A 15,556-nucleotide genomic window follows, 5' to 3' on the forward strand; every position below is an offset into this window, starting at 1 on the left:
CCGGCGGGGGGGGCGGGGGCGGCCCCGCGGGGGCGCGCCCCGCCGCCCCCCCCCGGCCCGGGCCCCGGGGGGGGCGGCCCCCCCCGGCGGGGGGGGGGGGCCCCCCCCACCTCAGCACAGGTCAGCGCAGGTCTGACCGGGCGGGGCTGTCGTCGAGGAAGCCGCCCGACTGGTGCTGCCACAGCTTCGCGTAGGCACCGTCGCAGCCGAGCAGCTCCTGGTGCGTGCCCTGCTCGACGATCCTGCCCCGGTCGAGGACGACGAGCCGGTCCATGTGGGCCACCGTGCTGAGGCGGTGCGCGACCACGAGAGCCGTCCGCCCCTCCATCAGGCGCCACAGGGCTTCCTGGACCAGGATCTCGCTCTCCGAGTCCAGGGCGCTGGTCGCCTCGTCCAGCAGCAGGATCGGCGCGTCGCGCAGGATCGCCCGGGCGAGCGCGACGCGTTGGCGCTGTCCGCCGGAGAGCTTGACGCCGCGCTCGCCGACCATGGTGTCCAGGCCGAGGGGCAGGGCGTCCGCGAACTCCGAGACGTGCGCCGCGTCGGCGGCGCGGCGGACCTCGGCCTCGGTGGCGTCCGGGCGGGCGAAGGTGATGTTCTCCCGCAGCGTGCGGTGGAACATGGCCGGGTCCTGCGGCACGTAGGCCATCAGGCCGCGCAGGTCCCGCTGCCGCATCCGGCTGATGTCCTGCCCGCCGACCAGGATCCGGCCGGCATCGAGGTCCGTCATCCGCAGCAGCAACCGGGTGAGGGTGGTCTTGCCCCCGCCGGACCGCCCCACGAAGCCGATCTTCGCCCCGCTGGGCACCGCCAGGTCGAGCCCCTCGAAGAGCGGGGCCGAGCCCGCGTGGGCGAAGTCCACCCGCTCGAACCGGATGTCCGCGGACCGGGTCGGCGGCGGCTGCGGCACCTGCGGATCGACGACGGTGGGCGGTTGCAGCAACAGTTCGGTGAACTGCGCGGCCTCCGTCATCGAACTCTCCACGCGGCGGTAGACCTGGTTGAATTCGAACATGATCCGGGTGGCGTTGGAGTAGTAGGTGAAGGCCACCACGACCGCTTCCACGCCGTGCCCGCGCGCCGCGATCCCGACCGCGAGCAGCAGGCCCAGGGCGTTGGTGAGCACCGACAGCGGCGCGACGACGGTGTCGATGCGCAGGTTGCCGTAGTCCCACGACCGGAGCATGTGGCCCCGCGACTCGGCCACCCGCGAGCGGTGCTCGGCGGCCTCGCCCTCCTGCGCCGCGAAGGCGTGGATCGTGTCCATGTTCATGAGGGTGTCGGAGACGTGCCCCGACACCCTGGCGATCGCCTCCTCACGCCGACGGACGAGCGCTTGGCGGCGGCGGACGAGCGGAATGACGCAGGCCCCGGTCAGCGTGATCATGGACAGGAGGGCCACGACCAGCAGCGGATCGTAGTGCCAGAGCACCACCGACCCGAAGAGCAGCGGCACGAACCGGCCCACGACCGCGAAGGTCAGCGTGTCGACCAGTTCCTCGAATCGCGAGGCGAAGCTCAGCACGCGCTTGGTCAGTGATCCGGCGAAGTTGTCGTGGAAGAAGGCCGCGTCCTTCGCGAAGAGTTCGTCCATGCCGATCAGGTACAGGTTCTCGATGCCGCTCGCGTCGAGCCGGTTCAGGCAGTGCAGCCCGATGCGCCACATCGTTTCGGAGAGCAGGAGCACCCCAGCGAAGCCGAGGACGTACGGGAGCAGCGCCGCGAGGCCGGGCACGTCGTCCCCCGCGATGCGGCCCACGAGCTTCGCGACGATCAGCGGGGCGATGTAGTTGATGCCGATGTTGCCGACGGCGGGCAGCAGCATGCTGGGGGCGGTCAGCCACCGGCGTCGCGCCAACTCCCGCCCGTAGTAACGGAGTGCGAGGAGCACCGGCCCCTTCGCGGGTGGGTCGCCTCGTGCTGCGGACGTGTCCATGGCCCCCCTGCGTCATCGTGCGGCGGTCGCGGAACCGCAGTCTCCCGCGCGTGCGCCCGGGCCGTCCAAACCTTTTCCCGTGTGGGTGACGGTCCCGCACGGGCGGGCGACGTGCGCGGCGGACGGGGCCGTGCCACGCTGGACGCAGTGCCGGGTCCGCGTCGACCGGGCGCGTCGCGCCGGAGTCCGCCGAGACGAACGGGGCATGCCGTGGTGCGAAGACTGGGCGCGGCGTCCTTGCGGGGCCGTGCGGGAGCCGGATGCGCCGCCCTGCTGCTGGTCGCGCTGGCTTCGGGCCCGGTGGCAGCCGACGACGACGGCGGCGCCCCGCTCGACCCGCGGATCACGGAGATCATGCGGAAGCCGGAGTACCGCAACGCGCAGTGGGGCCTGCTCCAGAGCGACCCCGGTACCGGACGGGTGGTCCGCAGCGCCTTCCCGGAACAGTTCTTCATCCCCGGGTCCACGGCCAAGCTGTTCAGCGTGTCCGGGCCCTGGCGGACCCTCGGCTCCGACCACCGCTTCGAGACCCCGGTCTACGCGGTCGGCGAGCGGCGCGGCGCGACCCTGGACGGTGACCTCGACCTGGTGGCCCAGGGCGACCTCACCATGGGCGGGCGGACCACCGCGGACGGCACGGTCGCCTTCACCTCCCTGGACCACACCTACGCCGACGACGTCCCCGGCGCCACGCTCACCCCGCAGGACCCGCTCGCGGGGATCGACCTGATCGCCCGGCAGGTGCGCCGCTCGGGCATCACCCGCGTGAGCGGCGACGTGATCGTGGACGACCGGCTGTTCGCCGCCGATCCGGTGCTGGTGCCCACCCCGACGCCGCTGATCATCAACGACAACCTCATCGACCTGACCACCGCTCCGGGGGACCGCGCCGGCGCTCCCGCGCGGCTCGACTGGCGGCCGAAGGTGGCCCCGTACCGGGTCACCTCGACGGTGCGGACGGTGGCTGCCGGGAAGCAGTCCGCCGTCACCGTGACGACCTCCGACAACGGCACCCGCATCCAGCTGTCCGGCACCGTCGCGCTGGGCGCGGCCCCGGTGCTCCGGGTGTCCCCCGTCACCGACCCGGCGGCCTTCGGCCGGACCGCGCTGATCGAGGCCCTCGAACGGGCCGGGGTCCAGGTCGACGCGACACCGACGGGCCCCAACCCGGTCGCCGCCCTGCCCGCCGACTACGCCGGCCGGGCGCGCGTGGCGGTGTACACCTCACCGCCGTACGCGGATTACGCCAAGCTCATCCTCAAGGTCAGCCACAACCTGGGCGCCAACCTGGGCATCTGCCTGATGGCGGTCACGACGGGCAGCCGCGCCTGCGCCGACGGGTTCCCCGTCCTGGCCCGCTTCCTGGACGCGGCGGGGGTCGACCGGAGGCAGATCCAGCTCCTGGACGGTCGGGGCGGCAACCCCGTCGACCGGTCCACGCCGCGGGCCGAGGTGCAGATGCTGACGTACTGGACGCGCACGCCCGAGGCGCGGCTCTTCCGGGAGGCGCTGCCCGTCCTCGGCGTCGACGGCCTGCTGGCCGACAACTGCCGCGACTGCCCCGCGCGCGGCAAGGTCTTCGCCAAGACGGGCGCCGCCGTCGGGTTCGACGCGCTCAACGACCGGCTGGGCGTCGGCGCGATCACGATCGCGGGGTACCTGGACCGGGGCGGCGGCCGCTTCGAGGTCTTCTACGCCGGTGTCACCGGCGCCTCGACACCGACGACCGACCCGAGCGGCATCCTGTCCATCGCCAACGACCTCGCCCTCGTCGCCGCCTACCTCCAGGAGGGGTGACGTACCCGCCGGCATGGTCCTTTGGGTAGAGGCCGCCGCTCCTCGTGCGGCTACAGATGTACGGACACATCGGCTCAGAGGGGGACTCCACCGGCCGGCCCGTCTCCTACCTTCTTGATCAATGCGGAGTTCACCGCTCCACGGGGTGCACCGTTCCCTGGAGTTCACTGCTCCGCTTCGGCGATCGAGAAGCGAGACGACCATGTACGGCAAGGCATTCGCGCCCGAGTACCAGGGCTCCTTAGGGGAGCTCTCCGTCAACACCTCACTGGAGGAGGTGCTGGAGAAGGCGCTGGAGGAGCGCCGGCGGGCCGACGCGGGCGGGGGCGGCGCCGCATCGGCGCACGCCGGGCTCGCCGTCGCCGAGGCCAGCAGGCGCCTCGGCCGGGTCGAGGAGGCCGAACAGGCGTGGAAGGACAGCTACCGGGCGGCCCGCGGAGCCGGTGACCAGGGCGCGATGGCCTGGGCCGTGTGGAGCGGCGGCACCCTGGCCCGCCAGCGCGGCGCGCTCCCGCTGGCCCGGCGCAGGCTCGCGCTCGCCGCCGAACTCGCCGAGCGCGGCGGGGACGTCGTGGCCCGCGGCTACTCGCTGGCCGGACTCGCCGAGACGGGTCGGATCCAGGGCGACTACCCGGCCGTCGCCGCGCTCCACGAGAAGCTGCTGGCCGAGGCGCGCCGCCGGGGTGAGGCACGACACACGGTGTGGGCGCTGGAGGGCATCGCGCAGATGCACCGGGGCACCGGCTCCTTCGACACCGCGCTGGCCCTCTTCGAGGAGGCGGCCGAGATCGCGGGGACGGCGGGCGACGACCGGGGGCGGGCCTGGGCGCTGCGGGGGATAGCCGACGTCCGCTCCGCGCGGGGCGAGACCGACTCCGCCCTGGCCCTGCTGTCCGAGGCGGAGCGGATCTGCCGGGAGATCCAGCTGGTGAGCGCGCTGGCCTACAACCTGAAGATGCGCGGCAACGTCCTCTACCGGGCCGGGCGCTATCCGGAGGCCGAGGAGTGCTACACCGAGGCGTTGCGGGAGTTCCGCGAGATGGACGAACCGCGGGGGAAGGCCCTGTCCGGGCTGGGTCTGACCAAGGCCCGGGCCCGGCAGGGGCGTGCGGCGGAGCGGACCGCGGCCGACCTCGACGAGCTGGAGGTCGCGCTGGTCGGCATCGGGCTCCAGCACGCCCGTGCCATGATCGAGCGGGCGCGTGCGGAGCTGGGCATCGCCTCCGGGGGGCCGGGAACGAGCGCCGCCGACACCGCCCCGGTCCGCTGAACCCGAGCCCGCCCGCCCCTCCCGCACGGCCCACGACAGGAGCACCGCCCATGTCCGCGCAGAACGGTCCGCCCGCCCCCACGCTCCCCGCGACCCTGCTCCGCTCCCGGCGCCTGGTCGAGCCCGCGCTCCGCAAGGCCGTGCAGGAGCTGCACCCGACGCCCGGCCTGATCGCCTCCCACGCCTTCGGCTGGTGCGACGAGGACGGCACCCCGACCGACGATCCGGGCAGCAAGGGGATACGGCAGGCGCTCGCCGTCCTGGGTGCGGAGGCGGTGGGCGCCGCCGGGGAGGTGGCCGTGCCGGCCGCCGTGGCGATCGAGCTGGTGCACACCTTCTCGCTGGTGCACGACGACATCATGGACGGGGACGAGCGGCGGCGGCACCGCGCCAGCTCGTGGAAGGCCTTCGGCACCGGGCCCGCCGTACTGGCGGGCGACGCGCTCTTCGCCCTCGCCGTGCGCACCCTGGCCGAGGTCCCGGGCGAGCGGGGCGGGGAGGCACTGCGGCAGCTCACGGTGACCCTGGGCGAGCTGGTGCACGGGCAGGCCGACGACCTGCTGTTCGAGACCCGGCCCTGGACCGGGCCGGGGGCCGTGGACCTCGCCGAGTACCGGGCGATGGCGGACCGCAAGACCGGTTCCCTGCTCGCGTCCGCCATGACCTTGGGGGCGGTGCTCGCCGGAGCGTCGCCGGAGGCGGTGGCCGCCCTGTCCCGGGCGATGCGTCAGTGGGGCGTCGCGTTCCAGGGGCTGGACGACCTGCTGGGCGTCTGGGGCGACCCGCGGACCACCGGGAAGCCGGTCCACAGCGATCTGCTGCGCCGCAAGAAGACCCTCCCGGTCCTCGCCGCGATATCCCTGGACCCGGCCGTCGGCCCCCGGCTGGCCGGCCTGCTGGGCGAGGAGGGACCGGCCGGGGAGGACGGTGCGCGGCGCGCGGCGGAGCTGGTCGAGGAGGCGGGCGGGCGGGAGTACGCGCTCCAGGAGGCGCGCCGGCTGCTGGACGCGGCGCGCGCGGAGCTGTACGCGGCCCCGCTCGCCCCCGCCGCCGTGGACGAGCTCGTCGCGCTGTCGGAGGCCCTGCTGCGCCACGCCGGGTAGCCGGCCCCCGGGCCACCGGGGGCCGGCGGCTCGGGGCCGACTGCTCAGGGCGTACTGGTGACCGCCGGGCGCGGGGCCTCGCGCGGGTGCGGGACCGGCACGGGTACCGGCACGGGCACGGCCACCGGCACCGGCACCGGCTGCTGCGGGGCGTCCCCCTGGAGGGAGACCGTCCGGGTCGGGGCGGGGATCGAGATGCCCTCGGTCCGGTACCGCTGGTGCAGGCGCTTGATGAACTCGTGCTTGATCCGGTACTGGTCGCTGAACTCACCGACGCCCAGGATCACCGTGAAGTTGATCCGCGAGTCCGCGAAGGTGTGGAAGCGCACGGCCGCTTCGTGGTCGAGCACCGCCCCGTTGATGTCGGCCATCACGCTGTCGACCACCTCCAGGGTGACCCGTTCCACGTGTTCCAGGTCGCTCTCGTACCCCACCCCCACCTGGACCAGCAGGGACAGCTTCTGCTCGGGCTGCGTGTAGTTGGTCATGTTCGTGCGGGCGAGCCGCGCGTTCGGGATGATGACCAGGTTGTTCGACAGGTTGCGCACCACCGTGTTGCGCCAGTTGATGTCGACGACGTAGCCCTCCTCACCCCCGCTGAGCCGGATGTAGTCGCCCGGCTGCACCGTCTTCGAGGCGAGGATGTGCACGCCCGCGAAGAGGTTGGCGAGGGTGTCCTGGAGCGCCAGGGCGACGGCCAGGCCGCCCACGCCGAGGGCGGTGAGCAGCGGGGCGATGGAGACGCCCATGGTTTCGAGGGCGACCAGGGCGCCCATCGCGAGGACCACGACCCGCGTGATGTTGACGAAGATCGTGGCCGATCCGGCGACGCCCGTGCGCGACTGGGCCAGCGACTGGACGAGACCCGCGATCACCCGGGCCGTGCCGAGCGTGGCCAGCAGGATGAGCAGGGCGGTCAGGGAGTGGTTCACGAATCCCGAGATCCGCGTGGTCAGCGGGAGGGTCGAGGCGGCCACCGCGGCGCCCGCGATGAGGGCCGCACCCGGCGCGAAGGTGCGCAGCGCGTCGACGATCAGGTCGTCGCCGCTCCAACGGGTGCGCTCCGCATGCTTTCGCAGCCATCGCAGGAGGGCCCGGACGAGCAGCCCGCCGACGGCGCCCGCGGCCAGCGCGATCCCCGCGATCAGCCAGTCGTGCAGGACGAGGTCCCGGGTCACCGGCGGGCCTCGGCGACGTGCTGGGCCCGGGCGGTGGCGGGCGCCGTCGGTCGGGGTATCGCGGGGGGCGGGGGTGTCGTCACCTTGTCACCTGTCAGTTCGTCGTGGAGGCAGTCCCGTTGGGATGCGGATGTACGCATTCCGAACGGGCTGCCATCCTGCCCCATGACCGTGGCGCACTTCGTGGCCGGGCCACCTGTCCGACGGTCCGTCAGCTCTCCATCAGGTCACTTGTCCCGGACCCTTGACTCTCCACCCGGCAGCCGGGACCCTCGTCGCATTGTTTGCGCGGAACATGACAACAGGCGCCGCGCACCCCGCCCGCCGACCGAAGACCACCGGCCGCCGACCGAAGACGTGAGTGATGACCTTGACTCGACAATCGCACACCCGGCGCAGGCCGGCCCTGGTCCTGTCGTTACTGATCGCCCTGCTGGCGATGGCGCTGAGCCCGGCCTCCAGCGCCGCCGCCGACCCCGGCTGGTGGAACCCGACCGCGCGGCCCGCGCCGGACTCCGGGATCAACGTCACCGGCGAGCCCTTCAAGGGCACCGACGCCCAGGGCAACGTCCGCGGCTTCGTCGACGCCCACGACCACATCATGGCCAACGAGGGCTTCGGCGGCCGGCTCATCTGCGGCAAGGCCTTCTCCGACCTGGGCGTGGCCGACGCGCTCAAGGACTGTCCGGAGCACTACCCGGACGGTTCCCTCGCGATCTTCGACTACATCACCAAGGGCGGCGACGGCAAGCACGACCCGGTGGGCTGGCCGACCTTCAAGGACTGGCCCGCCCACGACTCGCTCACCCACCAGCAGAACTACTACGCCTGGGTCGAGCGCGCCTGGCGCGGCGGCCAGCGGGTGCTCGTCAACGACCTGGTCACCAACGGCGTGATCTGCTCGGTCTACTTCTTCAAGGACCGCAGCTGCGACGAGATGACCGCCATCCGCCTGGAGGCGCAGAAGACCTACGACATGCAGGCGTACATCGACAAGATGTACGGCGGCCCGGGCAAGGGCTGGTTCCGCATCGTCACCGACTCGGCCCAGGCCCGCGAGGTCGTCCAGCAGGGCAAGCTGGCCGTCGTGCTGGGGGTCGAGACCTCCGAGCCCTTCGGCTGCAAGCAGATCCTGGACATCTCGCAGTGCAGCAAGGCCGACATCGACAAGGGGCTGGACGAGCTGCACGCACTCGGCGTCCGCAGCATGTTCCTGTGCCACAAGTTCGACAACGCCCTGTGCGGGGTCCGCTTCGACCAGGGCGCGCTCGGCACCGCGATCAACGTGGGCCAGTTCCTGTCGACGGGCACCTTCTGGCAGACCGAGAAGTGCACCGGGCCGCAGCACGACAACCCGATCGGGCTGGCCCCCGCGGTCAACGCGCAGAAGGAGCTGCCGGCCGGCGTGGCGGTGCCCTCCTACGCCGCCGACGCGCAGTGCAACTCCCGGGGGCTGACCGATCTGGGCGAGTACGCCGTGCGCGGCATGATGAAGCGCAAGATGATGCTGGAGGTGGACCACATGGGCGTCAAGGCCGCGGGCCGGGCCTTCGACATCCTGGAGTCCGCCTCGTACCCGGGCGTCATCTCCTCGCACAGCTGGATGGACAGCGACTGGACCGAGCGGCTCTACAAGCTCGGCGGGTTCGCCGCCCAGTACATGAGCGGATCCGAGGGATTCAGCGCCGAGGCCAAGAGCAAGGACGCGCTGCGCGACAAGTACCAGGTCGGGCTCGGCTACGGCACCGACATGAACGGGGTCGGCGGCTGGCCCGCCCCGCGCGGTGCGGGCGCGGCGAACCCGGTGACGTACCCCTACCGCAGCGTCGACGGCGGCTCGGTCATCGACAAGCTGACCAGCGGCCAGCGCACCTGGGACTTCAACACCGACGGCGGCGCGCACTACGGCATGGTCCCGGACTGGGTGGAGGACATCCGGCACGTCGGCGGCCAGGACGTGGTGGACGACCTCTTCCGGGGCGCCGAGTCCTACCTGCGCACCTGGGGCGCGTCGGAGCGGCACCGGGCGGGGGTCAACCTCGCCTCCGGGGCGGCCGCCTCGGCCAGTTCGTCGGAGTGGAACCCCTTCTACAGCTACGCGCCCGGCCAGGCCGTGGACGGCAGCACCGGCACCCGCTGGGCCAGCGACTGGAGCGACGACCAGTGGCTCCAGATCGACCTCGGCTCCGCGAACCTGATCAAGCGGGTCACGCTGGACTGGGAGCGCGCCTACGGCAGGGCCTACCGGATCGAGGTCTCCACGGACGGCTCGAACTGGCAGACCGCGTGGTCCACGACCACGGGTGACGGGGGCCTGGACACCGCCCTGTTCAGCGGGGTCTCCGCCCGCTACGTCCGCGTCCACGGGGTGGGACGCGGCACCCAATGGGGTTACTCCCTGCACGAAGTCGGCGTATACAGCAGCTGACGCGATCACGTGGACGCCCGCTCCCGGCACGCCGGGGGCGGGCGTCCGCCGTGGCACCCGAACGAAGGAGACCGCCATGGCACGGATGCCGCTGGCCGAGCGCCGCCGGCAGCTGACCGCGGCCGCCATCCGCGCGATGACCCGCGACGGGGTCTCCCGGACGACCACCCGGTCCATCGCCGCCGAGGCGGGCGTGTCGCTGAGCGTCTTCCACTACTGCTTCGACTCCAAGCAGGCCCTGCTCGAAGCCGTCCTCACCACCATCAGCGACGACTACATCACCGTCGTGCGCGAGGCGATCCGGCCGCGCGCCACCCTCCACGAGACCGTCCGGGCCGGCTTCCGGGCCTACTGGGACCACGTGGCGGCGCACCCGGGCGAGCACATGCTCACCTACGAGCTCACCCAGTACGCGCTGCGCGAGCCCGGCTTCGAGCACCTGGCCCGACGGCAGTACGCCTTGTACTGCGACACCTACGCCCAGCTCCTCGAAGAGCTGGGCCAGCGGATCGACTTCGAACTCCTCGTGCCCGTGCCGATGTTGGCCCGCTACCTGGCCGCCATGACGGACGGGGTGACCTTGAACTTCCTGGTCCTGGGCGACGCGGCCGCCGCGGCCGACATCCTCGACATGATCACCGATCACGTCGCCGGGCTGATCCGCGAGCGCTGACCGCCGGACACAGGGCCGCCGGACACAAGGCCGTCGGGCACAGGGCCGCCGCCCTCACCCCAGTACGGGATGCACCTCCGGGTGCGCGTCCCACCAGGCCCGGTGGAAGGGGTTGTTGTCCACGTTGGCCAGGTACGCCCCCGCCGCCGCCCGGTAGAAGAGCTCCGCCTGGAGGCCGGAGACCGCCGCGCGGTTCCAGGCGAGCCGGATCCGGCCCACGACCGGCTCTCCGACCAGGGGGCACATCACCGTCCCCGGCACGGCCGGGGCGGTGGGCTGGCACAGCGAGACCGCGCGGCCCGCCGCGATCAGGTCGTACTGCATCATGCGGTCGGTGATCCGGTAGCGCAGCAGGGGCGTGAACCCGGCCTTCTCACAAGCCTCGACCAGGGCCTCGGGCCCGCCGTCGTCGTCCTCGACCAGGGTCATCCAGGGGTCGTCGGCCAGGTCGGCCAGGTCCACGCGGGGCTGCCCGGCCAGCGGGTGCCGGTCGGACATCCGGATGCAGAAGGGCTCCCTGGGGACCAGGGTGCGGCCCGACACGCCGCTGGGCAGCGGGACTTCGTGCTCGTTGACCTCGCCGTACACGATGACGTCGTAGCGGCCCGCGCCGAGCATCCGCACCAGCGCGGTCACCGAGTCCTCCAGGTCGACGGTGATCTCCCGCCCGTACAGGTCCAGGTCGGTGCGGGCGAGCAGGCCGTCGAGCAGGACGAGCATGATGCAGCCGAGGCGCAGCGGACTGTGCCCGGCGATCGCGCGCGCCTCGGCGCCGAGCGCGTCCATCTCGTGCAGCACCCGACGGGCCTTGGCCAGGACGAAGTGGCCCAGCGCGGTGGGCTCCACCCCGTGTCGGCCGCGGACGAAGAGGTCACCGCCGGTGACCCCCTCGATCCGCCGGAGCTGGGCGGAGAGCGCGGGCTGGGACACGCCGAGGAGCCGGGCCGCGCCGCCCAGGCTGCCGGCTTCGGCTATCTGACAGACGGTGTGCAGGTGCCTCAACTCGAGCTGCATTGCGGCAGCTTACGCAGCGTGACGCGGCCGGCACCATAACGCGGGTCTTATGCGTGCAGGGATGTCCCAATCTCGCCATGCCCACGCCCATACTCGGCGGCGGACCGCCCGCCTGCGCACATCCCCGGCACAGCCCACGCACAGGTACTGCACAGCCTTTGCCACGGCTGCGCACAGGCCCTGGACAGGCGGCTCCCCGCCAAGAACCCCCCACACACGATCGGAGTGGACTCTTGCAGCCCACCAGATGGATGGCGACCGTGGCAGCGATGGCGCTGACCACGAGTCTCGCCGGAGCGCTGGCCGGTACCGCATCGGCCGCGCAGCAATCGACACGGCAAGTCCAGCCCCCACAGGCGAAGTCGGCGGCCCGCGCGGTCGCGGCCGCCGACGCGGCCGTCAAGAGCGGCCTCGACTCCCTGGTCAACTCCCCCCAGCAGCAGTACGACCGGCGGATGGTCACGCCGTGGGTACAGGACCTGTACTCCGTGGCCTACGAGCGCACCTACCGCGGCCTGCCCGTGGTCGGCGGCGACGCGGTGGTCCTCGCCGACGGCGAGGGCAAGGTCCGCGCCGTCCAGTCGGCGTCCGCCACCGCGATCGACGTGGCGACGACCCCCACCGTCACGGCGAAGGCCGCCGAGGCCACCTCCCGCAAGGAGCTGGTCGCCACCGACAAGGTCCTCGACGGTCGGCTCGTGGTCCGCCTCAAGGACGACCGGCCGGTGTTGGCCTGGGAGACCGTCCTGTCCGGGCGGACGGCGACCGCGCCGAGCAAGCTGCACGTCTTCGTCGACGCCCGCACCGGCAAGGTGGTCGACCGTTACGACGAGGTGGTGGCCGGCAGCGGCACCAGCAAGTGGAACGGCCCGAACCCGCTGACCATCGACACCACCGCGTCCGGGGGCACGTACTCCCTGCGCGACCCGAACCGCACCGGGCTGAGCTGCGCGGACTACAGCAGCGGCAGCGTCTTCTCCAAGTCGTCGGACTCCTGGGGCACCGGGAACGCCACGTCGAAGGAGACCGGCTGTACGGACCTCATGTTCGCCGCCCAGAAGCAGTGGGACATGCTGGGCTCCTGGCTCGGCCGCAACGGGGTCAGCGGCAACGGCCGCAGCTTCCCCGGCAAGGTGGGCCTGTCCGACCTGAACGCCTACTGGGACGGCAGCTCGGTCACCATCGGGCACAACAGCGCCAACGAGTGGATCGCCGGCGTGGACGTGGTGGCCCACGAGTACGGGCACGCCATCGACACCAACACCCCGGGCGGCACCAGCGGCCAGGAGGCCGGGCTGGGCGAGGGCACCGGAGACATCTTCGGCGCGCTGACCGAGGCGTACATCAACGAGCCGTCGCCGTACGACGTCCCGGACTACACCGTCGGCGAGATGATCAACCTCCAGGGCCGCGGGCCGATCCGGAACATGTACAACCCGCCGGCGGTCAACAACGACCCGGCCTGCTACAGCTCCTCCATACCCGGCACCGAGGTGCACGCGGCGGCCGGCCCGCTGAACCACTGGTTCTACCTGCTGGCCGAGGGCACCAACCCCGGCGGCGGCAAGCCCAACAGCAGCACCTGCAACAGCAGCACGCTCACGGGCGTCGGCGTGCAGAACGCCGGCAAGATCTTCTACGGCGGCATGCTGCTCAAGACCAGCAGCATGAGCTACAAGAAGTACCGCACGGCCACGCTCAGCGCGGCCAAGTCCCTGGACCCGAGCACCTGCAACCTCTTCAACCGGACCAAGGCCGCCTGGGACGCGATCAGCGTCCCCGCCCAGAGCGGTGACACGACCTGCGTCCCGAGCGGTCAGAACGACGACTTCTCGATGGCCCTGAACCCCGCCTCCGGCACCGTCCAGCAGGGTGCCTCGCTCACCACCAACGTGGCCACGAACACCACGACCGGATCGGCCCAGCAGGTCACCCTCACCGCGACCGGGCTGCCGGCCGGGGTGAGCGCCTCCTTCAACCCGGCCACCGTGCAGTCCGGCCAGTCCTCGGTGCTGACCCTGAGCGCCTCCTCCTCCGCGGCGCCGGGTTCCTCCACCGTCACGGTCAAGGGCCAGGGACCGGGCCTGTCGCACACGGTCGACTACGCGCTGACCGTCAGCGGCACCACGCCGCCCGATCCCGGCCAGCCGAACATCGACGTCGCCAACGTCCAGGCGCACCTGAGCCAGCTGAACCAGATCGCCTCCCAGAACGGCGGCAACCGCCGCGCCGGTAGCGGCGGTTACACCGGGTCGGTCGCCTACATCAAGGGCAAGCTCCAGGCCGCCGGTTACACCGTCACCGAGCAGAGCTGCACCTCCTGCACCTACCCGTCGAACAACCTGATCGCCGACTGGCCGGGCGGCCCCGCCGACCAGACCGTCATGTTCGGCTCGCACCTCGACAGCGTCTCCGCGGGCCCGGGCATCAACGACAACGGCTCCGGCTCCGCGACCCTGCTGGAGAACGCGCTCGTCCTGGCCCAGCGGAACCCGACCATGACCAAGCACGTGCGCTTCGCGTGGTGGACCGACGAGGAACAGGGCCTCAACGGCTCCAAGTTCTACGTGAACCAGCTCAGCAGCACCCAGAAGTCGGCCATCAAGGGCTACTACAACTTCGACATGGTCGGCTCCACCAACGGCGGCTACTTCATCAACAACCTCAACTCCGCCACCTCGGCGCCGATGAAGGCGTACTGGACCTCCCTGAACCTCGCCCCCGAGGAGAACGTCGAGGGCCAGGGCCGCAGTGACGACTACTCCTTCCAGCAGGCGGGCATCCCGACCTCCGGCTACGCGGCCGGCGCGAGCGCCCGCAAGACCTCGGCCCAGGCCGCGAAGTGGGGCGGCACCGCGAACGCCGCCTACGACTCCTGCTACCACAGCTCCTGCGACACCACGAACAACATCAGCGCCACGGTCCTGGACCGCAGCGCCGACGGCGTCGCCTACACCATCTGGAAGCAGGCCGTCGGCGGCGACACCCCGGCCCAGGACTTCTCGCTGAGCACCTCGCCCGCGGCCGGCAGCGCGAACCCCGGCGGCAGCGTCAGCTCCACCGTGAACACCACCACCGTGAGCGGCAGCCCGCAGACCCTGAACCTGACGGTCACCGGCGCGCCCCCCGGCGTCACCGCCACGCTCAACCCGACCTCCGTGCAGTCCGGCAGCTCCTCGACCCTGTCCGTCCAGGTCGGCGCGAGCACCACGCCGGGCCCCTACACCCTGACCGTCACCGGCACCGGCACCACCAGCCACGCCACCACCTACACCCTGACCGTAGGGGGCGGCGGCGGTACCTGCACCCCGCGCCAGGTCGTCGCCAACGGCGGCTTCGAGAGCGGTAGCGCCCCCTGGACCTCCACCTCGGGCGTCATCACCAACCAGGCGGGCGAAGCCCCGCACGGCGGCGCCTACATGGCGTGGCTGAACGGCTGGGGCAGCCCGCGCACCGACAGCGCGGCGCAGTCCCTGACCCTGCCGACGGGCTGCTCGACCGGCCGGCTCTCCTTCTACCTGCACATCGACACCGACGAGACCGAGAACGTCGTCTACGACACCTTCAAGGTGTCGGTGGGCGGCCAGACCCTGGAGACGCTGTCCAACGTGAACGCGACGTCGGGCTACGTCCTGAAGACCTACGACGTCTCGCAGTTCGCGGGCCAGACGGTCACCCTCCAGTTCCAGGGGGTCGAGGACCAGTCCCTCCAGACCTCCTTCGTGGTGGACGACGTCACCCTCCAGGTGAGCTGACGCCCACCCGAGTCACCCCAGGTCCCCCGCGGGACCGTACGACGCGAAGGCGCCTGACCGGGGGCGGTTCCCCGGTCAGGCGCCGTCGTGCGTGTACGGGTGCGGGCACGGGTGCGCGTGCTCCCGCCGCCCGCTCAGGCGGTGGCCGCGGCCGACTCGGCCATCCGGCGGCGCAGGCTCAGCGGCCGCATGTCGGTCCACACCACGTCGATGTGGTCCAGGCACTCCTGCTGCGTCCCGGACGTGCCCTCGGCCCGCCAGCCCTGCGGCAGCTCGCGGTCCAGCCGCCAGACGGAGTACTGCTCTTCCTCGTTGCGCACGACCTGGTAGCCGCTCTCACCGCTGGCACTCATCGCTTGGGCCCTCCCGCGTTCGATCGCCTCGACGCGCCCAGCCTGCCCC

At 72.1% G+C, this 15,556-nt stretch carries 10 protein-coding genes; 6 read left to right on the forward strand and 4 right to left on the reverse strand.

Annotation, left to right across the window (positions count from 1 at the left end):
• Positions 1 to 121 precede the first annotated feature (121 nt).
• Positions 122 to 1,936: an ABC transporter ATP-binding protein gene (locus ACIBEA_RS07565; protein ID WP_399258878.1), complete on the reverse strand. Its 1,815-nt coding sequence runs from the start codon at positions 1,934 to 1,936 to the stop codon at positions 122 to 124.
• A 210-nt stretch (positions 1,937 to 2,146) separates the two neighbouring features.
• On the opposite strand from ACIBEA_RS07565, the gene dacB reads away from it, so the two are divergent.
• The 3 genes from dacB (at position 2,147) to ACIBEA_RS07580 (ending at position 6,106) form a co-directional block, all read left to right on the forward strand.
• Complete coding sequence (dacB, locus tag ACIBEA_RS07570; protein WP_399258879.1) at positions 2,147 to 3,733, forward strand: D-alanyl-D-alanine carboxypeptidase/D-alanyl-D-alanine-endopeptidase; 1,587 nt, start codon at positions 2,147 to 2,149, stop codon at positions 3,731 to 3,733.
• Positions 3,734 to 3,935: 202 nt separating this feature from the next.
• On the forward strand, positions 3,936 to 5,003 hold the full coding sequence (locus tag ACIBEA_RS07575; RefSeq protein ID WP_399258880.1) for a tetratricopeptide repeat protein: 1,068 nt from the start codon (positions 3,936 to 3,938) through the stop codon (positions 5,001 to 5,003).
• A gap of 50 nt (positions 5,004 to 5,053) precedes the next feature.
• The gene (locus tag ACIBEA_RS07580; protein ID WP_399258881.1) at positions 5,054 to 6,106 is read left to right on the forward strand and encodes a polyprenyl synthetase family protein; all 1,053 of its coding nucleotides are present in this window, start codon (positions 5,054 to 5,056) and stop codon (positions 6,104 to 6,106) included.
• Positions 6,107 to 6,150: 44 nt separating this feature from the next.
• On the opposite strand, the gene ACIBEA_RS07585 is transcribed toward ACIBEA_RS07580, so the two are convergent.
• The gene (locus ACIBEA_RS07585; RefSeq protein ID WP_399258882.1) at positions 6,151 to 7,284 is read right to left on the reverse strand and encodes a mechanosensitive ion channel family protein; all 1,134 of its coding nucleotides are present in this window, start codon (positions 7,282 to 7,284) and stop codon (positions 6,151 to 6,153) included.
• Between the two features lie 439 nt (positions 7,285 to 7,723).
• Here ACIBEA_RS07585 and ACIBEA_RS07590 point away from each other — a divergent pair, with 439 nt between their 5' ends.
• Positions 7,724 to 9,712 carry a discoidin domain-containing protein gene (locus ACIBEA_RS07590; RefSeq protein WP_399259065.1) on the forward strand — a complete coding sequence of 663 codons (1,989 nt, stop codon included), beginning with the start codon at positions 7,724 to 7,726 and terminating at the stop codon, positions 9,710 to 9,712.
• 76 nt (positions 9,713 to 9,788) lie between these two features.
• Positions 9,789 to 10,385: a TetR/AcrR family transcriptional regulator gene (locus ACIBEA_RS07595; protein WP_399258883.1), complete on the forward strand. Its 597-nt coding sequence runs from the start codon at positions 9,789 to 9,791 to the stop codon at positions 10,383 to 10,385.
• Between the two features lie 54 nt (positions 10,386 to 10,439).
• Here the strand turns inward: ACIBEA_RS07595 and ACIBEA_RS07600 are convergent, their stop codons facing one another.
• Positions 10,440 to 11,399: a LysR family transcriptional regulator gene (locus ACIBEA_RS07600; protein ID WP_399258884.1), complete on the reverse strand. Its 960-nt coding sequence runs from the start codon at positions 11,397 to 11,399 to the stop codon at positions 10,440 to 10,442.
• A gap of 269 nt (positions 11,400 to 11,668) precedes the next feature.
• Here ACIBEA_RS07600 and ACIBEA_RS07605 point away from each other — a divergent pair, with 269 nt between their 5' ends.
• Entirely contained in the window at positions 11,669 to 15,154 is a 3,486-nt protein-coding gene (locus tag ACIBEA_RS07605; RefSeq protein WP_399258885.1) for a M28 family peptidase, read from the forward strand.
• 134 nt (positions 15,155 to 15,288) lie between these two features.
• On the opposite strand, the gene ACIBEA_RS07610 is transcribed toward ACIBEA_RS07605, so the two are convergent.
• Positions 15,289 to 15,507 carry an MbtH family protein gene (locus tag ACIBEA_RS07610; RefSeq protein WP_399258886.1) on the reverse strand — a complete coding sequence of 73 codons (219 nt, stop codon included), beginning with the start codon at positions 15,505 to 15,507 and terminating at the stop codon, positions 15,289 to 15,291.
• Positions 15,508 to 15,556 lie beyond the last annotated feature (49 nt).

This window comes from Streptomyces sp. NPDC051555, from assembly GCF_044454405.1.
Taxonomy (GTDB): Bacteria; Actinomycetota; Actinomycetes; order Streptomycetales; family Streptomycetaceae; genus Streptomyces.